Genomic DNA, 24,207 nt, shown 5'->3' on the forward strand with positions numbered 1-24,207 from the left:
CAGGTGATCAGTAATTTAATGGACTTGGTATAATTAATACAATGAGTTATTTTTTATATTTTAAACATAAAAAAACGTAACCTTACGTCTAAGGTTACGTTTTTTCTGAGGTTTTAGCCTAAATACTAACCAAGTAAAATTAAATATAAATAGGTATTTCTAAACTCTAAATTATTGATTTAACCATATAGTTAACTTGAATATTCTAGTATCAGAATATTATTTATATTAGTACTTACTCTCCCAATAAAGCCGCTTCTTCAGCTTTAGTGTTTGCTTTATCTTCAGCGTTTTCTTCAATTATTACCGCTTTTGATAAGAACATATCACGTAGTTTAGAATCTATATCCTTAGCCATATCAGGATGTTCTTCTAAATATTTCGCAGCATTAGCTTTACCTTGACCAATACGTTCACCATTACAGCTATACCAAGCACCCGCTTTTTCAACAAATTCATGCTTAACGCCTAGTTCAATTAACTCACCTAAGCTATTGATACCTTGACCATATAATATTTGGAACTCAGCTTGCTTAAATGGTGGGGCAATTTTATTTTTAACGACTTTTACGCGAGTTTCGTTACCAACTATCTCATCACCATTTTTAACCGCACCAATGCGACGAATATCTAAACGCACAGAAGCGTAGAATTTTAATGCATTACCACCTGTTGTCGTTTCTGGGCTGCCGAACATAACACCAATTTTCATACGGATTTGGTTAATGAAAATCAACATAGTGTTCGATTTTTTCAAGTTACTTGTTAATTTGCGCATTGCTTGCGATAACATACGTGCTTGTAAGCCCATGTGTGAATCACCCATATCACCTTCAATTTCAGCTTTAGGGGTAAGTGCAGCAACCGAGTCAACAACGATAACGTCAATAGCACCAGAGCGTGTTAACATGTCACAAATTTCAAGAGCTTGCTCACCTGTATCAGGTTGAGAAATTAATAAATCATTAATATTTACACCTAGTTTTTTAGCGTAAATAGGGTCAAGTGCATGCTCAGCATCAATAAAAGCACAAACTTTACCGTTACGTTGTGCTTCTGCAATAACTTCTAAAGTTAGTGTTGTTTTACCACTAGATTCTGGACCATAAATCTCAACAACACGACCAAGTGGTAAACCACCTGCGCCTAGAGCGATATCTAACCCTAATGAGCCTGTAGAAATAGTTTCTACGTCCATAGTGGTATTATCACCAAGCTTCATGATTGAACCTTTACCGAATTGACGTTCAATTTGACTTAAGGCTGCTGATAATGCTTTTTCTTTATCGTCTTTCATTAGTTACTCCAAGAGCAGTTATATTCATTATGTGGTAACGTTGTTTAACTAATCACTGTAATAAACTTATTACAGTTAAAAAGGTTAGCTAACTTCGCTTTGATGAAACAAGTATACTGTAAGTTCGTACAGTATCAAGTTTTTTATACGTTTATTTTATTTTATATTAAAAATAAAATAACTGGTACTTTTAATTAATTGAAAAATAAGAAATAAAACATAGTTTATAACTTTTTACATTTTAATTTTAAAAAGTTACTTCTTGTAAGTAAAGTTAATAAACTGAGGTATTACACAGTACTTTTTATCGCACAATAATACTGTAAAAAATTGCTATTTTAAAAAGGCGAGACTTATTCATATTAAGGATCGAGTTAAGAGTAGAATAAACGCAATGTATATTGCTTATTTTTTAACAAAAAACTATGCGCTTAGGCTACTAGTTATCGTTTAAGCATATCGCTATAAGGCTTTAACAGTGTGTTTTTTCATGATATTTTATTCTATTGTCACATTAATAAATGCCTTACACTTTGCCTCGTATTGTTAATGGATATATTATTTTTCGGATTAAATACATACATTAGTAATACCAGCTTTAATAGTTTGTGGCCTACCTGTACTAAGTAAAAAAAGTAAAGCTGAGAAGCTTAATTGACTAATAGCTCGCTATTGTGATTACAAGCAACACAGGGTTAAGTATTTTAACCCGTATATAATGTTCAATAATTTAACGGATTTGTTATAAATCAGATGGGTAAAGTTAGCCGTTGTCTACTACGCAAGAACAGCTTAGATAATAATTTAAAGGAAAAACAATGTTACAAGTGCTTTTAGTTGATGACGATACCGAATTTACCGAGGTTGGTAGTCAGATAATTGAGTTTTTAGGGTACGATGTTGCTATCGCCACAAGCCTTAAAGAAGCAAAACAGTGGTTACAAAGCCAAAGCTTTGATCATGTTTTACTTGATTTTATGTTACCCGACGGTAGTGGTTTACATTTAATTGACTATTTAAAACAAAACAACTTTACCCCTTACGTTACCTTAATAACTGGACACCCTTCAGTAAAAGGCATGCTTGCCGGTTTATGTGGCCCTAAAGTTGACTATATTGTTAAGCCATTACAACGTGAAGATATTGAAGCAACACTTAGTAGAAAAAAAAGTAAAACGACCAAAAACAAACGTAAACAGCCTACACTTCATTTTGGTTGTTTAGTTGGCGAATCTCCCCCTATGTTAGAGTTATATAGCATGATAGAACGTGTTGCTAAAACATCAGCTAACGTTATGTTAATGGGAGAAAGTGGTGTTGGTAAAGAAGTGGTTGCTAATGCTATTCATAACATAACTCATAATGATAAACCTATGATTGCCACTAACTGTGGTGCATTATCAAAAGAGCTAATTAGCAGTGAATTATTTGGTCATGAAAAGGGCTCTTTCACTGGTGCTATTGCGCGTAAAGAAGGTGTATTTGTTAGGGCTGGTAACGGCACGCTTTTCCTTGATGAAATTACTGAAATGCCGCTGGATATGCAGCCAAACTTGTTACGCGTATTAGAAAATAAAAAAGTAATTCCTGTAGGTGGCACCCAAGAAATTACCGTTAATTGCCGAGTAGTTTCAGCAACGAATAGAAAAATGACGGAGTTAGCACAAGGAGACATTATTCGAGAAGATATCTATTACCGTTTAGCCGTTTTCCCCATTCATATTCCTTCATTAAATGAACGTAAAGAAGATATACCTTTACTGGCTGATGTTTTTTTACAGCAGTTGAATCAAGAAAATAATACAGAATTCACTTGGAATGAAGAACAACTAACAGTATTAAAAAATAACGATTGGCCTGGTAATGTGAGAGAGCTCAGACACGCAATACATCGTGCATTTATTATGAGTGATCCTAAAAGCCAAGAAATACAGCTACCAAATACCTTTATTTCCCCTTTCTCATCTACCGATAATAACTCATCAGCTATTGCTCCAGGTCAAACAATCGAAGACCTTGAAAAAGAGCTTATTCGTGTCACCCTCGATAAAGTAGACGGCAATAAAACTCAAGCAGCTGAAATGCTAGGCATAAGTACAAAAACGCTATATAACCGATTACACGCTTACGATGACTTTACCGTGTAATTTAAAAAGGACATCATAATGGATATTAAAACAAACGACATCAATACTTTAATCCATAACACTCGTGGACCTCTCAATAGAATATCAATGCAAGCGGAGCTCATAAAAATGGTGTTAGAAAGTGATATGCCTAAAGAGAAAGTATTAGCCGCGGCCGATAAAATAATTGCAGCATGCCAAGACTGCAGCAACAGCCTGCAAGATATCAGTAACTCTGTACAAGAGTAATTACGTGTTAATTTTTCAGTCTAAAGTGAGCAATAATGTCTATTAAAAAGCTTTTTGACAACATGGTGTTTAACTGGGTTTTAATTTCTTCCATTATCATCGTCACCATCATAACCAATGGTTTTCTCGCAATGAAAACCATTGAAGATTTATCTTCCACCCAAGAAAGTTTATATAATACTGGCGACGTTATTGTCGAGCTAGATGATTTACATAACTTAGTATTAATGGCTGAAACAGGTCAACGAGGATACTTACTTACTAAAATCCCTGAATACCTAGCACCATACGAAGATGCGCTTGCTCGGTTAACAGCCCAACTTGAAGATACTAAAAAATTACGTTCTGAAGTTCCAGGTCAAGGTCAACGAATAGCGACTTTCATTTTATTAGTAGAGAAAAAAATAACACAATTAAAAAAAACAGTAGAGTTAACGCACGCCAATAATGAAGAACGTGCATTAAGAATAACATTAACGACAACTAGTCGTGAGCTATCAACCGCCTTACGCGCAGAAATAAGCCAAATTAAAACCCTTGAAATAGCCTACAGAAACTCTCTTTTTTTAGTATTAAGTGAAGTAGAACGTGAAGCAAAAGTTACCTTCGCCATCTCAGCAATAACCAGTACCTTATTGTTACTTGGGTTAGCTTTTTTTGCACGCTTAAACGCTAATAATGAAACAAAACACAGATTACAATTAGAGTTTCAAAACGAAGTACTCATCGAAAAAGTAGCAATGCGTACTAAAGAGCTTACGCTCTACTCTGATGAATTATCACGAAGCAACCGAGAGTTAGAAGATTTTGCGTTTGTAGCCTCTCACGACTTACAGGAGCCCTTGCGCAAAATAAGAGCATTTGGTGACAGGCTCAATATTAATTATTCTGCATTACTTGATGAAAAAGGTGCCGACTATATTAATAGAATGGGCAACGCTGCAGAAAGAATGTCTAATCTCATTAATGATTTACTTGAATTTTCTCGTATATCAACACGCGGCAAGCCTTTCATTCAAATGTCACTACAAGAGGTTATTGATAACACTTTAGATGATCTTGAAATTAGCATCGATGAAAGTAATGCAAAAATTATCATGGATCAGTTACCCACAATGAATGCCGATCCCAGTCAAATGCATCATTTATTTTTAAACTTAATTTCTAATGCCATAAAATTTAGAAAAGTAGAAGTAACACCTGTAATAAATATACGTTATGTACAAGAAAAAATAGCAGAAGATCTGTACCATATAATCACAGTTGAAGATAACGGCATTGGTTTTGAGCAAACCTTTGCCGATAAAATATTTTTACCGTTTCAGCGACTTCATGCCAGAACCGAATATAAGGGCACGGGTATTGGTTTAGCGATATGTAGACGAATTGTAGAGCGACATGGTGGTAATATATCTGCCACTGCAAAGCAAGGTGATGGCGCTTTATTTAGAATAGAAATCCCTGTTAATAATACCTTAATTAACTTAATCGGAGAGAACGTTAATGTACAGCACAAAGGGTAAACCTATCACCATTTTGATGGCTGATGACGATGAAGATGATCGTGTACTCACTCAAGATGCTTTAGATGAAAGCAGAGTACGTAATACCTTATTCTGCGTTAAAGACGGCGTTGAATTACTTGAATATTTAAGAAGAGAAGGTCAATTTTCTGATAAAGAAAAATCACCTAGACCCGGCTTAATTTTACTTGATTTAAACATGCCAAGAAAAGACGGTAGAGAAGCGTTAAAAGAAATTAAAGCTGATCCCGAATTAAAAAATATACCTGTTGTAATATTAACGACATCAGGACAAGAAGAAGATAAAATCAAAGGTTATAATTTAGGTGCTGCTTCTTTTATTACCAAACCGGTTGATTTTGAAGGTTTAGTTGAGTTAATGAAAGTATTAGGAAAATATTGGATTGAGTTTGTCGAACTCCCTAATGAATAATGAATATTTGCTTCATCAACTAAGTTCAAAGCATTACCAACATTTTATTAACACTTTGCATTTCAATAAAATGATCATAATAAAAACAAGGTTTAACTGGCCATTACAATGAAAAATATAGTGGAAAAAATTGCACGAGTACTCCTTGTTGAAGATGATGAAGATGATTACATTCTTACCAGTGACTACCTTAGCCAGTTAAGTTCTTATCAATTTGAAATTGATTGGGTAACAAGCCCTAAAAAAGCTCTTGAGCAACTCAGTTTAAATAAACATGATATCTGCTTGCTTGATTATCAGCTTGGAGCCTACAACGGCTTAACCGTATTAGAAAAAGCCTTCAAGGCTGGCTGCTCAACACCTATAATTATGTTAACCGGGCAATCTGACGATACTATAGACAGTGCAGCACTTGCCGCAGGTGCTGCTGATTACCTCGCTAAAAGTGAAATTACTACTCCGCGCTTTACCCGTGCCATTAGGTATGCATTAGCCCGAAAAGAAATAGAAAACGAAAGAGTTGAGCGACTTAACGCTGAAGCAAGAAACCAATCTAAAGATAGATTTCTTGCTCACCTAAGCCATGAGCTGCGCACACCTTTAACCTCAATACTTGGCTATACCGAAATTTTACTCAACAGTGATAAAGCGCCGAATGCAAAGTCTGAGTTAAATATTATTTTAAATAATGGTCAACATTTATTAGGCCTACTTAATAACGTACTCGACCTCTCTAAAATTGCCGTAGGTAAGCTAGAATATAATCCTAGTGAAATATACTTAGATAAGTTTATTACCGATATTTTTTCTTTAATGAAGGTACATGCAAGTGATAAATCACTAGATCTTATCGTAAACAACAACACCCTCTTGCCAGAAAAAATATATGCAGATCCTGTACGTTTGCGCCAAGTCATCATCAACCTATTACATAATGCGATAAAATTTACTGCAAAAGGTCGAGTATCGTTAACACTTTGGACTGAAACTATTGATGATAAAGAGCAGCTACACTTTAAAGTGTCAGATACTGGCGATGGTATCCCTAAAGCGCTGTTAGAAACTATTTTCAAACCATTTGAACAGGTTGAAGATATTTTATCTCGCAAAGAGCAAGGGGCTGGTTTAGGGTTGTCAATCTGTTCAGAATTAGTAAAACAAATGGATGGGGTTATCAATGTTACTTCTGAGTTAAACAAAGGTAGTGATTTTATTTTTACGATTAACCCCGGTGATATTTCACATCAACACCGTAGCCAGTTAACCTTTAAACAAAGTAACTCCCCTGCTATAAAGTCAATCTACACACAATTATCAGGAAATATTTTAATCGTTGATGATATGGATGATATCCGCCTATTAATAGGTGGGCTTTGCCAATCTTTTGGTCTAAACGTTACCTACGCTTCAAGTGGCTTGCAAGCAATAGACGCCGTTGACTTAGCTAAAGCTAAAAATGAAGACTTTGATCTGATTTTAATGGACATTCACATGCCGGAGCTAGACGGCAAACGTACCATAAAAACCTTACAACTACAGGGATTTAACAATCCCATTATTGCTGTAACCGCTTCAGCAATGAAAGGCGTAAAACAAGAGTTACTGGCGCTAGGTTTTGAAAAAATCATTGCTAAACCTATCGATAAAAATGCTCTTTTTACTTGTTTATCTACAATACTTTTACCGAAAAAAAACATTCCTTCATCGCCAGAAGCAACGCAAGAGAACAGCAAAACAAATACCAAAGTAACAGTAAATAACCAACAACGTATTTTAGTTGTAGAAGATGATGAAGATGCAGCTGACGTTACTTTGTTGTTACTAGAGTCGCTAGGTATTGAAGCAAAAAAGGCTAACTCGGCAACACAATGCTTAGCGCTGCTAAATGAGGATAGTTGTTGGCATAAGGTTTTTATCGATTTACATTTAGCCAATACCGCAAACGATAACACCTTAAATTCTAGCATCTTAGAACCTGGTACTAACGAGCAGATCACTAACGGCCTTGAACTGGCAAAAATAATTAAAGCAACCTACCCTAATATTGAGCTCATACTAGTAAGTGGTGAGGTTGTTCCTGAAAGTATATTTAAACAAGTTGGCATTACTAAAGCCATATTAAAACCACTCAACCTTCAAATACTCAAAACCCTTATATAAATAAGTTTATAGTAAATAGCCTTATAACAAATCTATAAAACATCACATAGTTACCGCACTGTAAAAAGTTTACGCAATATCGTGTAAATATTTCCTTTTTAATCTCCTCAAAAAATATCTTTAAAACAAAAAAACAACAAAAATAAAAATAAACCACATAAAATCAATTATTTAGATGTTTACTGGTTATTGGCATATATCTCGCTTTAACTTAACTGTTATAGCAGTTAATCATTAGTAACTTAGTTTTTAGTTTTTAGTTTTTAATAACGATTAAATACTGAGTGTTAACTGTTTTTACATGCGTTCAACGCAAGCAAATATTGATACTTTTAACTTCACTTTAATGAAAATAAAAAGGAGCAATCATGGACATTTTTACCGCACTACGCAGCGATCATGAAAAACAACGACTATTAATGCAAGCCTTAGTTGAAACAACAGGTGAATCAGCAAGTCGTAAAGACTTTTTTAACGATCTTAAAACTCAACTTAGCCAACACTCAACCGCAGAAGAGCGTTACTTTTATGCTCCTTTAATGGAGGTTGATGACACAGTGCAAGTTGCTCGACACGCCATCGCTGAGCACCATGAAATAGATGAACTAATCGAGCAATTAGAGCAAACAGAAATGAGCTCTCCTACCTGGTTAAAAACCATGAAGGATTTAAAACATAAAGTGCTACATCATTTAGCAGAAGAAGAAAAAACTTTCTTCCAACAAGCAGGTAAACACTTAAGTAGCACACAAAAAACGGAGCTTGCTAATCAATACCAAGCTGAAATGAGTAACTAATTAAAAGAGCTAACGGTTACGTTAGTGAAAAAAATGACAAATTTACTGCAATTTTTATTTAATAAACGGAAAAACATCATGCTAAAGGGAAAAGCATTACTTAATAAGACATTTTTTAATAGAGCATTAACTAATAAATTATTACTTAGTATTGCAGTTACTATACTCATTAGCTGTAATGTTCATGCCGCAGATAGCCGCGCTGAAAAAAGCACAACATTGAACTCTAGCGCCGCAGCAGAAGCTGACATTACAGCTCAACCGATACAAAAATCAGTACTAGATGAAAGGGACGAAATGGTTGATAAATCAACCGACAACCCCTTTTCATTATCACAGCATAAGTTAAATTATATACTGCCGTTTACTTATGTTAGCGATCCAAACACACTCGATAGTGATGGATTAAATACCCAAAACGTCGATCATGTAGAAGCTAAATATCAAATTAGCGTAAAGTTTCCAATATACCAAGCCAAGCTAAATACATCAGGCTTATACCTAGGTTTTACCGCAGTCTCATTTTGGCAAGCTTATAATAAAGAAGTATCTAAACCCTTTAGAGAAACAAACTACGAGCCTGAGTTATTTTACTCATGGAGAAGTGACTTTTCTTTCGCCGGTTTTAAGTTCAATCAAGTGCGTTTAGGTTTAAATCATCAATCAAATGGACAAAGTGGTTTACGCTCTCGCAGTTGGAATAGGCTTTACGCCTCGGCCATGTTTAGTGATGACGACTCTTATTACTATCTTAAACTTTGGTATCGATTTAAAGAAAGTGAAAAAGAAGATCCTTTCGATCAAGTTGGCGATGACAACCCCGACATTACCCATTTTATGGGCTACGGCGAGTTAGGTTATGGCACCAAACTAGGCGCATTCAATATTACCGCATTAGTAAGAAATAATTTAAAAAGTAACGATAACAAAGGCAGTATCGAGTTAAATTTATCTTACCCCATTAATGAAAGGTACGATATTTTATTGCAATATTTTAATGGTTATGGCGACTCACTTATTGATTATAACCGTCATCAAAAGCGCATTGGTTTAGGTATTCAGCTAAAATTTTTATAGCATTACCGATAACGCAAAACATAAGAATAACAAGGAGAACTTAGATGTTTATTGTCAAGTATTACATTTTGGGCGCTATATTAGCATTTTTAGCACTTAGCTTTAGTGAACATTTTTACTTTAAAGTTATTTGGGCGTGGATTGGTACCTCTTTTTCATTGGTTAGTTTAGCCTACCTATTTAACCTACCCTCTATTTTCAGAAAGAAGAATAACGGCAGTATTCCTTTTTATATTCGTTGGTTATTTATTCCCTTTTTATTAGGTGTACAGCTATATAATTCTTGGGCAAGAAAAAATGACAAAGTACCTGCAGTACAAAAAATTGATGACAATTTATTTTTAGCGTGTCGATTATTTCCTTCAGACATTCCATTTTTATGCGAACAAAAAATTACCGCTATATTAGATGTTACCGCTGAATTTGATGGCTTAGACTGGACAGTAGAAAATGAAGATTTAGACTATTTAAACTTACCGGTACTTGATCACAAAAGCCCTGATCCTGAAAAATTAATACAAGCTATTCATTGGATTAAAAATCATATTTCAAGTAAACATGCTGTAGTAATTCACTGTGCTTTGGGTCGAGGGCGTTCTGTTTTAGTGATGGCAGCCTACCTGCTTAGTCAAAATAATTCACTGTCAGTATCACAAGTACTCGAAAAAATTCAGGGAGTACGTGCAACAGCAGGATTAAATAAAGTGCAATTAAAGGCACTCGATAAATATCACCAACAAGGCTTATTTAAACTAAAACCGCCATTATGGATTATTGCTAACCCTGTTTCTGGTGGAGGTAAATGGCCAGAGCATAAAGCAGAGGTAATAGAGCGTTTATCACCTTATTTTATTCTTAATATTTTAGAAACAACAAAAGAGATAACAGCCGTTAACCTGACTCAGAAAGCCCTTAGTCAAGGCGCAAAAACCATCATTGCCTGTGGCGGAGATGGCACGTTAACAGAAGTAGCGGCCGAGTTAGTTAATACTGATATAACTATGGGTATTTTACCTATGGGTACAGCCAATGCTTTAGCGCACGTACTGTATGGCTTCAGCACTAAAATCATTCCGGTAAGCACAGCGTGCGATATTATTATTAGTGAAAAAAACACGAAAATAGATACTGCAAAATGTAATGATAATTTAATGCTTTTGTTAGTGGGTTTAGGCTTTGAAAATAAAATGATCAACAATGCTAATAGGGCAGAAAAAGATCTGGGCGGACAATTTGCTTACGTACAAGCACTTTGGCAAGCTATTGATAAAAATGAAGTATTAACCCTACAAGTAAAAATTGATGACGAGCCACCAAAAACTATTGAAACAACAAGCTTAGTAATTGCCAACGCCGCCCCCTTTACAACTATATTAGCGCAAGGCGGTGGACAGCCGGATATTAAAGATGGCTTACTTAATTTAACTTGGTTACCACCACAACAAAATATGACAACCAATATTGTTGGTTTAGTAGAGTTAGCTTTATGTGGTTTATCTGAACAAGCAACACCAATACAAAGCGAACATACAACAGCTAAAAATATAGAAGTTAGCGCTGCGAGCGAATTGAAATATGTTATCGATGGCGAAGTATTTTCTGCTAACAATTTACATATTGAAATGATGCCAAGATCATTAAATATTCTGGCAAATGAATAAACATTTAATCATCAATAATATTCGATTATCAGTACTGAGTGAGCAGTACAGAATTACTGTTAACTACAAGATTATTTATATCATTACACTTAATTATAAAAGAGGAACACATGGACTTAATCGAACTTGAAAAGTTCTGGCATTTAATCGATGAAAAACTTCAAATTTGGTTAGAAGCAGGAATAAAACATGTTCCTAATATTATCGTCGCCATATTTATTGCTATTTTATTTTCTATCATCGCTAAAATTGTCGGCAATATAACCAGAAACATATTACGTAAAGCCTTAGACTCTAAACAAATAGCAGACTTATTATCTTCAATTATTAAAGTCTGTGTATTAGTTGCAGGGGTTTTCATCGCCCTAGACTTTATCGGCTTAAAAGGTACGGTAACCTCACTATTAGCCGGTGCTGGTATTATTGGCCTAGCAATAGGTTTTGCTTTTCAAGACATGACCGAGAACCTCATCGCGGGTATTGCAATGGGTGTAAGAAAACCTTTTCAAATTGGTGATATTATTAAAGCCGATAAAGTTTTTGGTACCGTAAAAACAATTAATTTACGTAATACCCTTGTTGAAACTTTTTTTGGTCAAATGGAAATAATTCCAAATAAAATATTGTTTAGGAATATTCTAACTAATTATTCAATTCAAGGCGTTAGACGCATAGAGATCCCTGTGGGAATTTCTTATGCTGATGATCCAGAAGTTGCCGCTGAGGTAATTGTTGAACAATTAAACCAATGTGACTTTGTGATTAATAAAGAAGAAACTGCGGTATTCGCTGAAAGCTTTGGCGACAGTAGTGTAAATTTATTGGTGTGGTTTTGGATAGATTACCCCGGTGAAACAGGCTTTATGCAAGCAAGACATAAAGGCTTAACCACAATAAAGTCGGCATTAGCACAAGCAGATATTCTTATTCCTTTCCCTATCAGAACATTAGATTTTGGTGCTAAAGGCGGAGAAAAACTCGATACTATGATTTCAGAATCAGTGTTGGCGCAAAAAGTAACACCTGAAGAATAGAAGTCGTATCTATTTTACTGAGGTACAGCTTATAAATTATAAGCTGTATCTCGTCACGTAAGCCTTACCTAACTCCCCACTATATTTTCTAACTATAAGAAGTAAGTTAGCTTACTGCTTATAGTCTGTAATTTTCTCTATTCTCGTTAAAAGGTTGTGTCTGTCATCATCGCTCATTGATTGCTTGTCTTGTTGAGTCTTTATCATCTCGGTTTGTGCTAAAACAAAGTTTCTTTGTTCTTCTGATAAACACTGCGGCATCAGAATATATAAAGAATCGAGCATTCTTATAGTAACAGCTAAATTCGTTTCAGCATCTTGTCTTATTTGATCAAAAGCGGCAGTTGCAATATCTGTATAAGTTAACTCTTTACACACTAAGCGCACTTTACCGTCAGACAAAACATTAGTTTGCGGAAAGACTTTATCTGTTAAATTACAAAGTACGGCACATAATTTGTCTATACAAGCGATAGCCGTATAAGGATCGTTTATTCCTGGGGATAATGCCCTTAAGGCGATTTCAACGAGTTGGCGCACAGCAAATTCAGGATCTTGTACTGGTGTTCTACAGGCTCCTAAAAGCATGTTTTTAATGACCTCATCTTTGATGGTTTCATCGGTTAATTGATGTGACGAATGTATAGTAGCCATCACTGTTTTTGCCACAATAAAGTTACCCGCGGAAAAGTTTAACTTAACTTCACAGTCTTCTTTTATAGCCAGTTTAATTAAGCTTTCTTTATCTACAACTTGTAAATATCCGCTAACAGGAGCGTAAACTTCACTTATAAAACCATCATTTTTTTCATTATCAAGTAACAGATCTGGCTGTACAGATTTCTCCTCTAACACCGTCGGAAATATTTTTTCTATATTATTATGTAGCTCACAGTACACATTATCTATAACAACCTCAGCCTGAATAGATTTTGCAATATGATGAATGAAAAAAATTAAGATACAAACACTACTACAAGTCATCACTATAGCTATTAATACCGATATACCTGGTTCAAAAGCCAACTCTCCTTCAAAGCTCATCGCAAAGAATATAATAATGCAAAACAAAAAAGTCGAAATAAATGTGCCCAAGACAAACTGCGTACCTTTATCCATCATAAAGTTACGCATTAAACCGGGACCAAATTGTGATGACGCTAATGTTAAAATAACAACAGTTATTGAAAACGCAATACTGGTAACTGTGATCATCGATCCCGCAATAGTGCCTAATAAAGAACGAATTGCCTCAACATCCATAGCATAAATAAAGCCTAATGAACTGTTGAGAATTAACTCGCTATTACTATCAATATAAATAGTGAGCACAGCAATAAAAAAAGATAATACAATCATAAAGCTAGGCACAAACCAAAAGCTAGACTGCATTTTTTCAATAAGGGGAGCTAATTTATTATTCATTTTGATTACTCACTGAAGTGGCATAGTTATTTTCTTGCGATGCCGCTACTTGGCTATTAAGTTTCGCTATTAAGCTTAACAATTAATTTACTGGCATCAGTTTTATAAATTATACCTATTATGAACAGTACAACAGTGTATAAGTTTACCGGTATAGGTCTTAAGATTAGCCTTATTATACTAGCCATATATTATAAAAAAGACATAAAAAAAGGCCTTGCGGCCTTTTAGACTATAAAGATCAATAGCGAATTAACAGTCTTGATCTTCGGCATTAACGCCTTCTTTTACTTCTTCACAAGCATCTTCAATAGCATTACCTGCATCATCAGTCATATCACCCATTTTATCAGCGGCATCATCCATAGCATCGCCTGCATCGTCGGTCATATCACTCATTTTATCACCGGCATCATCCATAGCATCACCTACGCTGTCGCCTGCATCATCTAGAGTATCTTTAACTTTACCACTAGCTGAGTCAAAAGCATTACCTGTGCTTTCTATTGCTTTATCAATTTTTTGCTCTGCTTTTTCTTGCTCTGCATCACTACAAGCACTTAACCCTAAAGTAGCAATAAGTGTTAAAGCGGCAATTGAAATATTTTTTGTAATAGTCATGTGTTTCTCCTAAATTTTGGGTGATTTACCACGCACGGCATTGGCAATTAACGAAATAACCAACAACACAACGAAGATGAAAAAGATAATTTTAGCGATACCAGCAGCTGCACCAGCAATGCCGCCAAAACCAAATATTGCGGCGATAATCGCAATAACTAAAAAGGTTAACGCCCAAGATAACATATACTCCCTCCATATTTATTAATTATCAAACTACACAGAATATAAAGCAGTCTTCATGCCAGCCTACAAATAAAAAATAAGCTATTGATATTAAATGACTTATTTAATCCGTCATTAGGTGGTTAATTTTACTCTGTATAATTAAGTGAAATATTTACATACCAAGCGTGTATAAGTTTCCATATTAATTAATTTGTTAATTCTAGTAACAGCTATGGCGCAAGTATTTTAATATCAGTATGATTACACCTATAAATTAAGCGCTAATAATTTAACTATTGTTTCTCATATATTCGAATCATACGTCTCTGAAACCTATCTTTTACACAAAGTTAATTAAAGTGTTTATCACTCGTAAAATAAAAAAGTATCCTAAACATGACCGACTTATCTTCACATACGCCAATGATGCGTCAGTACTTAACTATTAAGGCTGAATTTCCTCATATTTTAATCTTTTATCGCATGGGTGATTTTTACGAATTATTCTTTGATGATGCAAAAAAAGCGGCAGATTTATTAGATATTTCATTAACCGCGCGTGGTAAAACTGGCGGCAATGCCATTCCAATGGCAGGTGTGCCTTATCACGCGGTTGAAAACTATTTAGCTAAATTGGTCAGCCTTGGTGAATCAGTTGCTATTTGTGAGCAAATTGGTGACCCTGCAACCAGTAAAGGCCCTGTTGAGCGTAAAGTAGTTCGCGTTATTACCCCTGGTACAGTCAGTGATGAAGCATTATTAACTGACCGACAAGACAATTTAATTGTGGCTATTGTGGATAATCAAGCAACTAAACCAACAAAGGCAAAAAGCTCTGATCCTGCTTTCGGCTTAGCTTATTTAGACATGGCCAGTGGTCGTTTTGTATTAACTGAGCCGCAAACTAATGAGCAATTACAAGCCGAGTTACAACGTTTAGCGCCAGCTGAGTTACTTTATAGCGAGTCGATGCAAGACTTTAGCTTAATCGAAAACAGAAAAGGTTTACGCCGTCGCCCAGAATGGGAATTTGATCTTGATACCGCCATTAAATTACTCAATAGCCAATTTGCCACAAAGGAATTAACAGGCTTTGGTGTTGACGATAAACCATTAGGTTTAGCTGCCGCAGGGTGTTTATTTCAATATGTGAAAGACACGCAGCGCACTGCCCTGCCACATATTCGTTCTATTATCTGTGAGTCAGCCAACACTGGTGTGGTGCTTGATGCAGCAACCCGTCGTAATTTAGAGTTAACACAAAACTTGCAAGGCGGTTTTGATAATACCTTAGCTGCTATTTTAGATAAATCTTCGACGCCTATGGGATCGCGTTTATTAAAGCGTTGGTTGCATTTTCCATTACGTGACTTAACTGTACTGAATAATCGCCAAAATACTGTGGCCGATATTATAGAATCAGACTTAATCACACCTATTCAACCATTATTAAAGGGCTTAGGTGATATTGAGCGTATTATCTCCCGTATAGCTTTAGGCTCAGCAAGGCCACGTGATTTTGCTCGTTTACGTTTTGCACTACAACAATTACCATCTCTTCAAAATGAATTAAAAACTGAGCTAGATAGTGACTTAAACTCTTCTTCGAGTTACTTATCGACACTTGCAAAGCAAAGTTTACCAATGCCCGAGTTACAACAACTACTTGAACAAGCAATTGTTGAAAACCCGCCTGTATTAATTCGTGATGGCGGCGTTATCGCGCCTGGCTATCATCAAGAATTAGATGTATTGCGTGATTTAAGTGAAGGTGCAACGGAGTTTTTAGCACAGCTTGAACAGCGTGAAAAAGAACGTACTGGCATTCATTCATTAAAAGTCGGTTACAACAAGGTACACGGCTTTTTTATTGAAATGAGTAGAACCGCAGCGGTTGATGTGCCTGACGATTATATTCGTCGTCAAACCTTAAAAAATAATGAGCGCTTTATTACCGAAGAATTAAAGCAACATGAAGAAAAAGTACTAAGCGCACAAAGTAAATTTTTAGCGTTAGAAAAAAACTTATACCAAGAATTATTCAATAAAGTATTACCTGATTTAGCTCAGCTGCAAACCTTAAGCCAAGCCATTGCTGAGCTTGATGTGTTAACCACTTTTGCAGAGCGTGCTTTAACCTTAAATTACGTAAAACCAACGTTAGTAAAAGAGCCTGGTATTAACATTGAGGCAGGTCGCCATGTAGTTGTAGAGCAAATGACAACCGATGCTTTTATAGCTAACCCGGTACTGTTAACTGAACAGCGTAAAATGTTGATTATTACCGGTCCAAACATGGGCGGTAAATCAACTTATATGCGTCAAACGGCCTTAATAGTATTACTGGCGCACATTGGTTGCTATGTACCTGCAAGCAGCGCGACTATAGGTTTAGTCGATAGAATATTTACTCGTATTGGCGCCTCTGATGATTTAGCCAGTGGTCGTTCAACCTTTATGGTAGAAATGACAGAAACGGCAAATATATTACATAATGCAACCGATAAAAGCTTAGTGTTGCTTGATGAAATTGGCCGTGGTACCAGTACTTATGATGGTTTATCACTGGCTTGGGCGTGTGCTGAAATGCTTGCTCTTAAAACTAAAGCCTTTACCTTATTTGCCACTCATTATTTTGAAATGACTTTACTTGTAGAGCAAATAGAAAGCTTAGCCAATGTACATTTAGATGCAGTAGAGCATGACGACAATATTGTCTTTATGCACGCCGTACAAGAAGGTGCAGCCAGCAAGAGTTTTGGTTTACAAGTGGCACAATTAGCAGGTGTTCCAAAAACAGTTATTAAACGCGCTAAACAAAGATTAAGTGAATTAGAGCAGCAACAAGCGCCAACAATACTAACTTCTACGCCATTACAAGCGGATATTTTTTCAGAGCCAAATATACCAACAGATGAGCACCCTGCGCTAACTACGCTTAAAGATATTGATGTTAATGATTTAAGCCCAAGAGAAGCGCTAGAGTTAATGTATTCTTTAAAAGAGCAACTTAATAATGTTTAGATTTTAGGTGCTAGGTGCTAGGTGCTAGGTGCTAGGTTTTTAGAGTCTAGTACTTTCCTAATACCTAATAACTAATAACTACTTACTAAAACCAAATCGATAAAACGAAAAAAGCCTCAGCATGTTTAGTGCTGAGGCTTTCGTCTTTTATATGGTGCCCCGACCCGGATTTGAACCAGGGACACGAGGATTTTCAATCCTCTGCTCTACCAACTGAGCTATCGGGGCATTTTCTATAAGTTACCCAACAAAGCTGAATTCCCTAAAGAGGGCGTATAATATAGCTAAACATAAAGAGAGGCAACCCCTTTATCGTATTTATAGTCCTAATTACCGAGTTAAAAGTAAATTAAGAATAAATGGTCTAATTAACAATCAATACTGTGTCTAAACATATACCGGTTACCATTCAAACACTCAATTACAGGGGAAGTTAGTCCTGTAAAGCTTAACTAGATTGAACTAGTTAAGCCTGAACTCTTTCAAGAGAACAATAACTAAATAGTTATAACTGGTAATTGAACTCAATTCGATGATCGCCATCCATAAAGTCAAGATTCTGATTCCAATTAGCAAAATATCGTAAATTCATACGAGGACTAATTTGATAACTTGCAGCAAACTCATGAGTAAGTATATGACTTTGATTTTCCCCATAATAATTATCTTTGTAGTTTTGACTACCCGCTAAAGTTGTAAGCCAAAAAGGGTTGTAATTTAACCATATTTTGTCAGTTATGGTGATTTTTGAATACAAACCAACAAGTGCATAAACTCCCATAGTAGAAAAGCCACTATCTCTCGTGCCATCATCTTCAATTGCATTTTCACCCACTGAAACCCCCACACCACCTAAAGGATATAGAGTTACTGGTCCCATGGGTTTGAGTCCTTGAATGAAACTATAAGAGACATCCATTGTTTCATCTGCAACCAATGAATTTTTTAAACTATAATTAGCATCAATTTGTGTTGCACGTCCTGTGGTTAAATCAACGCTGAAATTACGAAAACGAAAAGAGTCAATAGAGTCTGTTGTTAAGTCATCGCTGCGCCAACCTAACACATCACCATAAATGCCTTTAACTTCAATAAGATTCATACCTGCAGTAGTATCATCACCGGTATCGTATGCTTGACCAATTTTAAAATTGAGTCCTTTATCAGTTACACCAACACCTACTTGTGTAAATACAGCTAAGGGATCTGACATGTCCTGTACTTCTTTTTCCTCTGCTATGCCAGCAGTAGAAAAAAGAGCTAAAGAAAAAAGTGAAATATATTTAATCATAATTATTATTACTTAATGAAAGTTGAACACCCCAAGCAAGCCTTAACCAACTTAGGACGATAAATAAAATAACGCTATGTTTAATGTTGATTTAGCGTCTCTCTTGTATACCCGAGCGAATTACTTAATAACTAATTCACTCGATCTTTTATCAATGTAATTAATTGCCGATTCTTTTGATTCTGGTAGGTAAAACCTAAATAATGCCGTAAAAGGCGTAGAGGTTTGTAAATTATTTTTCATACCTGGTGAGTTAAAATTAATAGTATAAGTACCATCTTTATTTGGCTCAGCTTGTGTATTTGATATAGCAGAGATGTTTTTAGCCAACCAACCCTCTTCATTATAAATAGTTACAGACCAGAACCCACCGCGATCTTCTTGAATAACAGGTGGTGTGAAAGTTGTGCTAGATGGTTGTATTTTACCATTTACAATTTTACTGTTATTCAAAAATGGCCAGTAAGCTGCATCAGGTAGACCAAGCCCGCCCCAACCATATGACGTACCATATAATTGATCTTGAGGACGTGAAGAATAAGGCGTACCGTTAACATTTTTAGTGTGTGTTAACGCACCACTTTTAACATCATTTACTAATGCAGCACGGATCTCTTCCATTTTTTTCATATCGAGCACAATATCAGGCGTTACGTAAGCTTTTGCCGATTTAGCATCAATGGTTGCGAGTTTCTGTAGACGTAAAGTTTCTTTAATTCCACCTTTTTCTTCTGTTAAGATAGGCACACGCATATTCAAATAGACATGATTACCATAAGTTACGTCATCAGTAGTAATGGTAATGCTATCACCCGCATAAGCGACCCCAGCAACATAGTTTTGCATATCAATTACTTGGATAATTTGATAATGATTGCCCTTAGGAACAGTAAAAGTAGCACCTTCACTGATATCAACTACCGCACTAGCATAAATACCATCTTGATTTTCACGAATAACTTGTTGTGTTTCCACACGACTTAAATCGCTCTGATAAGCCCATTTGTTAACAGGAGCTTTGGCAAGGCTGCGTTTAAAGTTAAAATCACTTTCTGAAACTTTGTAAACGTAATCGGAAACACCAAAGTCAGCAGGAGAACTAACTTTAAAGCCAGGCGCTATGTCTGCATTAGCATGAAAAGCTAATGTTAAAGCAAGTGGCGCTGCAAATAAAAAATTTCGTTTTTTCATCTTCTTAATTCCTTCTCGTAATATTGATTTTTAAGATAGTAATCCTTTCTTAACACTGAACTTTTATATTTTGCGGATCTAGTATTAATGGTTTGATGTGTGATAGCAAGCAAAGTCAATCTCATTTATTTTTAGTTTGGATAGTAATTTAGATGGCTAGTAAAGTTTAATAGCATTGTCTTCACACACCTTAAAAATAATTAAATGAAATAGGTTAGACCTAAGTAAATATCACTATGTGCATTGTTCTAGAAGTTTTGAATTCACAGAACATAACTTATAAAGGTAATCGGTAATGTATACAGAATGGCTTACACGCATTGAATTACAGTTCAAAATCACCAAAATCAATTGCGGTATCTGTTTCAATTGTTGCTAAAGGTTTAGCGTTACTTGATGAGTCAAGTAACGAGGGTTGTACCTGTGTATTAAGAGGCTCTTGTATAATAACATCAGCCTGCTTAGCATTTTTTTTATTATCTTTACGTTTTTTACGTTGAATACAGCGTTTGATAACTTTTTGCTTATCATCATTATTTAAATCTTTCCAGGTTTGTCGCTCTTCTCGAGAGCGTAAACAGCCTAAGCAATTACCTTTCTCATCTGACTGGCAAACACTGATACAAGGGCTAGGAATATCAAAAAAATCTAATTGCATTTATTTCCTCCCCCTCTTTAAAAATTAAAATAAAAATGACTGATAATGAGTTAAATCAGTTCAAAAAAAATGCGCTGATAAATTAAGTATAACTTATCAACGCATTAACTAGGTTAAATTAAATAATTTTACGCTAGCTTATCTGTAACAATATGATAATCAGGATCTTCAATAACATTAAGCTCAACAAGCTTACCTGCTTTATCTAACAAATCTTTACATTCTTGATTTAAATGTTTTAAGTGCATAGTTTTGTTACGCGTTAAATAACGCTCAGCCAAAGTATCAATAGCTTCAATTGCAGAGTGATCAACAACGCGTGAATTTTTAAACTCGACAATTACATCATCACTATCTTTATCTGGGGTAAATTGCTCAAGGAAATTAGCAATAGAGCCAAAGAATATTGGACCGTTAACTTCGTATACCGTTGAACCATTTTCATCAATGCTACGACTTACGGCAATATGCTTAGCATGCTCCCAAGCAAATACTAATGCCGAAACAATAACACCAACCACAACAGCAACCGCTAAATCAGAATAAACAGTAACGCCGGAAACAAGTACAATTACAAACGCATCAGCTTTAGGCACCTTGCCTAAAATACGTAAGCTTGACCATTCAAACGTACCAATAACGACAATAAACATAACACCAACTAACGCAGCAATTGGTATTTGCTCAATTAAACCTGAAGCAAATAAGATAAAACCAAGTAGTGCTAAAGCTGCTGTAATTCCCGATGCACGACCACGGCCGCCCGAGTTTACGTTAATAATAGATTGACCGATCATCGCACAACCGCCCATTCCACCAAAAAAACCTGTTGCGGTATTTGCTGCCCCCTGTGCAATACATTCTTTATTACTTTTACCGCGTGTGCCAGTAAGTTCATCAATTAACGTTAATGTTAGTAACGACTCAATAAGACCAATACCCGCTAAAACTAAAGCAAACGGGAAAATGATTTTTAACGTTTCTAATGAAAATGGTACTTCTGGAATAGCAAAAGTAGGTAAACCACCGGCAATTGAAGCTACATCACCTACTGATTTAGTATCTAAACCAAGCACCACAACCAATAATGAAACACCAACAATAGCCACTAAAGTAGATGGTACTGCTTTGGTTAATTTAGGGAAGAAGTGAATAATAGCCATTGTTAACACAATTAAGCCAGCCATAGTATATAACGGTGTGCCCTGCATCCATTCAAGTTCGCCAGCAGCATTAGTTACTTTAAATTGCCCTAACTGCGCTAAAAATATAACAATAGCTAAACCATTAACAAAACCAAGCATTACTGGGTGCGGTACTAAACGAATAAACTTACCCAGTTTAAATACCCCTGCCATTATTTGCAGCAAACCGGTGAGCACCACTGTCGCAAATAGGTATTCAACCCCATGAATAGCCACTAAACTCACCATAACAACCGCCATAGCGCCTGTTGCACCAGAAATCATCCCTGGACGACCGCCAAATATAGAGGTAATTAAGCCAACCATAAAAGCAGCATATAAACCAACTAAGGGCTCAACACCGGCAACAAAGGCAAAAGCCACGGCTTCAGGCACAAGTGCTAACGCAACGGTTAGCCCCGATAACACATCATTTTTTAAATTTGATGTTTTACTCGCGTTTAATTCAAACATTTTTATCTCATTGAGTTTAGTGTAAATGCTAACCAGATTATGTTAATCAGTTACACAGGCGAAGGTGAGTATGCTTTTATCCTTGCTTAATATTACCTTTATAAATAATACTAAACGGCCATAAAAACAAACACATTTCTGTGATTTTTAGGGGCGTGAATACTATATAAATATAGGTAACAAGTCAATATTTGCTTACTTTTACAGCAAATAAATAATTCATGTATAACCTAATTCAAGGCTAAACGATGACTTTATTTAATACTTGTAAAAGTGGCTATATAAAATGGAGAAACCCATAGTTTTTTATCATTGTTTTTATATTCTTCAGTGATGAATATTTAAGTTATGGTGTTATCATAGCGGCGATTATTTAATTGCTCTACTCAGGAAAGTACATGGAAATTATCGTCACATTGGCAACCTTGGCTGTTATGTCAATGATATGGTTGTTATGGCAACTTGTTAAAGCCAAACGCTTCACTCGTTTTAAACAGCTAATAGAAGCAGACTTAAAAGACAAAGTTATTGCCAATATTAAAGAAGAGTTGATAGCTACTCGTAGTGAGGAACTTCCAAATAACGAAAGTCACGAAGAAGCTACAATACTTTATTGGACACAATACAAAAGCCGTATATTACATGCCGCACTAGTACGTGAAATTATTGATCAACAGTGGTTAATTGATAGCGGGAATTTACGCAATACTCAACACTTGTTTTTTGTAGAACGTCAGTATTTACCGCAACCGCGAATGCAAGAAGATGAGAGTTAAAACAACTTCCCAATAAATAATAAATAATAAAAAAGGAGCTTGAAGCTCCTTTTTTATTTAACGATTTAAAGTTCTAACTAATACAGGTAGTTAAGTACTTATAGTTAAGCTTTTTTAGAAAACTGTAAATCCCAAACACCATGTCCTAGATTTTGACCTCTATTTTCAAACTTAGTTAACGGACGAGATTCAGGACGAGGTACATAGTCGTTAGTTTCTGACAAGTTAGAATATCCAGGTGAGTTTTGCATATCTTCTAACATACACTCAGCGTAGTTTTCCCAATCTGTCGCCATGTGAAAAACACCACCAACTTTAAGCTTTTGTCGAATAGTTTCTACAAAATCCGCCGATACAATACGACGCTTATGATGTTTCTTTTTATGCCAAGGATCAGGGAAGAATAACTGAACGGTAGTTAACACGCTCTCAGGAATACAATCAGCTAATACCTCAATGGCATCATGCTCATAAACCTTTAAGTTTGTAACGCCTTCTTCAACAGCTGAAGCAATACAAGCGCCAACTCCTGGTTTGTGCACTTCAACGCCAATAAAGTTTAACTCTGGTGCCGCTTTAGCCATTTCAACTAATGATTTACCCATACCAAAACCAATTTCTAAAACAACAGGGTTGTTATTAGCAAATAAGCTTGGTAAATCAAGCAGACCATCGCTGTGGTTTAAGCCCATATCAACCCAGTGGTTATCAATAGCACGCTCTTGATTTTTGGTTAAGCGACCTTCGCGTTTTACAAAGCTACGTACTTTACGAATGTACTTACCTTCTTGTTCGGCTTGTTCAATGGTTTTATGTATTTTTTCAGTCATTATAATTTCTATTAATATTTCGTTCTAAATATTTAAGGGATATAAGTATTTCTTGCTAAAGATATGCTTAGCTTTTAAGTCAGTGTCTCAGCCGTTTTACATGAAGATAAACGACAAAATAGTTACTCATATTTCGAAGTTTACTTAACGCAGTAAAAACCTTCATAAAAAACTCAGCTTTTGAGTGAATTTATAAGCAGTTTTACAA

20 protein-coding genes and 1 tRNA gene are annotated in these 24,207 nt (G+C 35.6%); 11 read left to right on the top strand and 10 right to left on the bottom strand.

Translation table 11 applies throughout. The features are described from left to right. Positions 1-235: 235 nt before the first annotated feature. Complete coding sequence (gene recA / locus KO502_RS02850) at positions 236-1,297, bottom strand: recombinase RecA (RefSeq protein ID WP_216021048.1); 1,062 nt, start codon at positions 1,295-1,297, stop codon at positions 236-238. An 818-nt stretch (positions 1,298-2,115) separates the two neighbouring features. Here recA and KO502_RS02855 point away from each other — a divergent pair. The 9 genes from KO502_RS02855 (at position 2,116) to KO502_RS02895 (ending at position 12,357) form a co-directional block, all read left to right on the top strand. After that, the gene (locus KO502_RS02855) at positions 2,116-3,444 is read left to right on the top strand and encodes a sigma-54 dependent transcriptional regulator (protein WP_216021049.1); all 1,329 of its coding nucleotides are present in this window, start codon (positions 2,116-2,118) and stop codon (positions 3,442-3,444) included. Positions 3,445-3,462: 18 nt separating this feature from the next. After that, complete coding sequence (locus KO502_RS02860) at positions 3,463-3,672, top strand: histidine kinase (protein WP_216021050.1); 210 nt, start codon at positions 3,463-3,465, stop codon at positions 3,670-3,672. Between the two features lie 35 nt (positions 3,673-3,707). Then, positions 3,708-5,195 carry a sensor histidine kinase gene (locus tag KO502_RS02865; RefSeq protein ID WP_216021051.1) on the top strand — a complete coding sequence of 496 codons (1,488 nt, stop codon included), beginning with the start codon at positions 3,708-3,710 and terminating at the stop codon, positions 5,193-5,195. After that, positions 5,176-5,628 carry a response regulator gene (locus KO502_RS02870; RefSeq protein WP_216021052.1) on the top strand — a complete coding sequence of 151 codons (453 nt, stop codon included), beginning with the start codon at positions 5,176-5,178 and terminating at the stop codon, positions 5,626-5,628. Before KO502_RS02865 ends, KO502_RS02870 begins: the two co-directional genes overlap by 20 nt. A gap of 117 nt (positions 5,629-5,745) precedes the next feature. Continuing rightward, entirely contained in the window at positions 5,746-7,788 is a 2,043-nt protein-coding gene (locus KO502_RS02875; protein ID WP_216021125.1) for a hybrid sensor histidine kinase/response regulator, read from the top strand. Between the two features lie 368 nt (positions 7,789-8,156). Beyond that, positions 8,157-8,585 carry a hemerythrin domain-containing protein gene (locus tag KO502_RS02880; RefSeq protein ID WP_216021053.1) on the top strand — a complete coding sequence of 143 codons (429 nt, stop codon included), beginning with the start codon at positions 8,157-8,159 and terminating at the stop codon, positions 8,583-8,585. A 78-nt stretch (positions 8,586-8,663) separates the two neighbouring features. Further along, complete coding sequence (locus KO502_RS02885) at positions 8,664-9,662, top strand: phospholipase A (RefSeq protein WP_216021054.1); 999 nt, start codon at positions 8,664-8,666, stop codon at positions 9,660-9,662. 44 nt (positions 9,663-9,706) lie between these two features. Beyond that, complete coding sequence (locus KO502_RS02890) at positions 9,707-11,323, top strand: diacylglycerol kinase family protein (protein WP_216021055.1); 1,617 nt, start codon at positions 9,707-9,709, stop codon at positions 11,321-11,323. A 110-nt stretch (positions 11,324-11,433) separates the two neighbouring features. After that, positions 11,434-12,357 carry a mechanosensitive ion channel family protein gene (locus KO502_RS02895; protein WP_216021056.1) on the top strand — a complete coding sequence of 308 codons (924 nt, stop codon included), beginning with the start codon at positions 11,434-11,436 and terminating at the stop codon, positions 12,355-12,357. 111 nt (positions 12,358-12,468) lie between these two features. Here KO502_RS02895 and KO502_RS02900 read toward each other — a convergent pair whose 3' ends face one another. From KO502_RS02900 to KO502_RS02910, 3 genes are all read right to left on the bottom strand, one after another. Beyond that, complete coding sequence (locus tag KO502_RS02900; RefSeq protein WP_216021057.1) at positions 12,469-13,782, bottom strand: DUF2254 domain-containing protein; 1,314 nt, start codon at positions 13,780-13,782, stop codon at positions 12,469-12,471. A 252-nt stretch (positions 13,783-14,034) separates the two neighbouring features. Beyond that, positions 14,035-14,403, bottom strand: coding sequence for a hypothetical protein (locus KO502_RS02905; RefSeq protein ID WP_216021058.1), 369 nt, complete (start codon positions 14,401-14,403; stop codon positions 14,035-14,037). Positions 14,404-14,412: 9 nt separating this feature from the next. After that, on the bottom strand, positions 14,413-14,589 hold the full coding sequence (locus KO502_RS02910) for a DUF1328 family protein (RefSeq protein ID WP_101343568.1): 177 nt from the start codon (positions 14,587-14,589) through the stop codon (positions 14,413-14,415). Between the two features lie 378 nt (positions 14,590-14,967). On the opposite strand from KO502_RS02910, the gene mutS reads away from it, so the two are divergent. Further along, the gene (mutS, locus tag KO502_RS02915) at positions 14,968-17,595 is read left to right on the top strand and encodes a DNA mismatch repair protein MutS (protein WP_216021059.1); all 2,628 of its coding nucleotides are present in this window, start codon (positions 14,968-14,970) and stop codon (positions 17,593-17,595) included. A gap of 152 nt (positions 17,596-17,747) precedes the next feature. Here mutS and KO502_RS02920 read toward each other — a convergent pair. The 5 genes from KO502_RS02920 to KO502_RS02940 form a co-directional block, all read right to left on the bottom strand. Next, positions 17,748-17,823, bottom strand: a tRNA-Phe gene (locus tag KO502_RS02920). 277 nt (positions 17,824-18,100) lie between these two features. After that, positions 18,101-18,886 (bottom strand): hypothetical protein, encoded by a 786-nt coding sequence (locus tag KO502_RS02925; protein ID WP_252730471.1) that lies wholly within the window; start codon positions 18,884-18,886, stop codon positions 18,101-18,103. A 120-nt stretch (positions 18,887-19,006) separates the two neighbouring features. After that, positions 19,007-20,077 (bottom strand): DUF1214 domain-containing protein, encoded by a 1,071-nt coding sequence (locus KO502_RS02930; RefSeq protein WP_216021060.1) that lies wholly within the window; start codon positions 20,075-20,077, stop codon positions 19,007-19,009. A 325-nt stretch (positions 20,078-20,402) separates the two neighbouring features. Further along, the gene (locus KO502_RS02935) at positions 20,403-20,735 is read right to left on the bottom strand and encodes a DUF1289 domain-containing protein (protein WP_216021061.1); all 333 of its coding nucleotides are present in this window, start codon (positions 20,733-20,735) and stop codon (positions 20,403-20,405) included. A gap of 128 nt (positions 20,736-20,863) precedes the next feature. Next, positions 20,864-22,393 carry a SulP family inorganic anion transporter gene (locus KO502_RS02940; protein ID WP_216021062.1) on the bottom strand — a complete coding sequence of 510 codons (1,530 nt, stop codon included), beginning with the start codon at positions 22,391-22,393 and terminating at the stop codon, positions 20,864-20,866. A gap of 398 nt (positions 22,394-22,791) precedes the next feature. Here KO502_RS02940 and KO502_RS02945 point away from each other — a divergent pair, with 398 nt between their 5' ends. Continuing rightward, positions 22,792-23,169: a hypothetical protein gene (locus tag KO502_RS02945; RefSeq protein WP_216021063.1), complete on the top strand. Its 378-nt coding sequence runs from the start codon at positions 22,792-22,794 to the stop codon at positions 23,167-23,169. Between the two features lie 104 nt (positions 23,170-23,273). On the opposite strand, the gene trmB is transcribed toward KO502_RS02945, so the two are convergent. After that, positions 23,274-23,999, bottom strand: coding sequence for a tRNA (guanosine(46)-N7)-methyltransferase TrmB (gene trmB / locus KO502_RS02950; RefSeq protein WP_216021064.1), 726 nt, complete (start codon positions 23,997-23,999; stop codon positions 23,274-23,276). Between the last annotated feature and the right edge of the window lie 208 nt (positions 24,000-24,207).

Source organism: Colwellia sp. E2M01, assembly GCF_018860585.1.
Taxonomy (GTDB): Bacteria; Pseudomonadota; Gammaproteobacteria; order Enterobacterales; family Alteromonadaceae; genus Colwellia.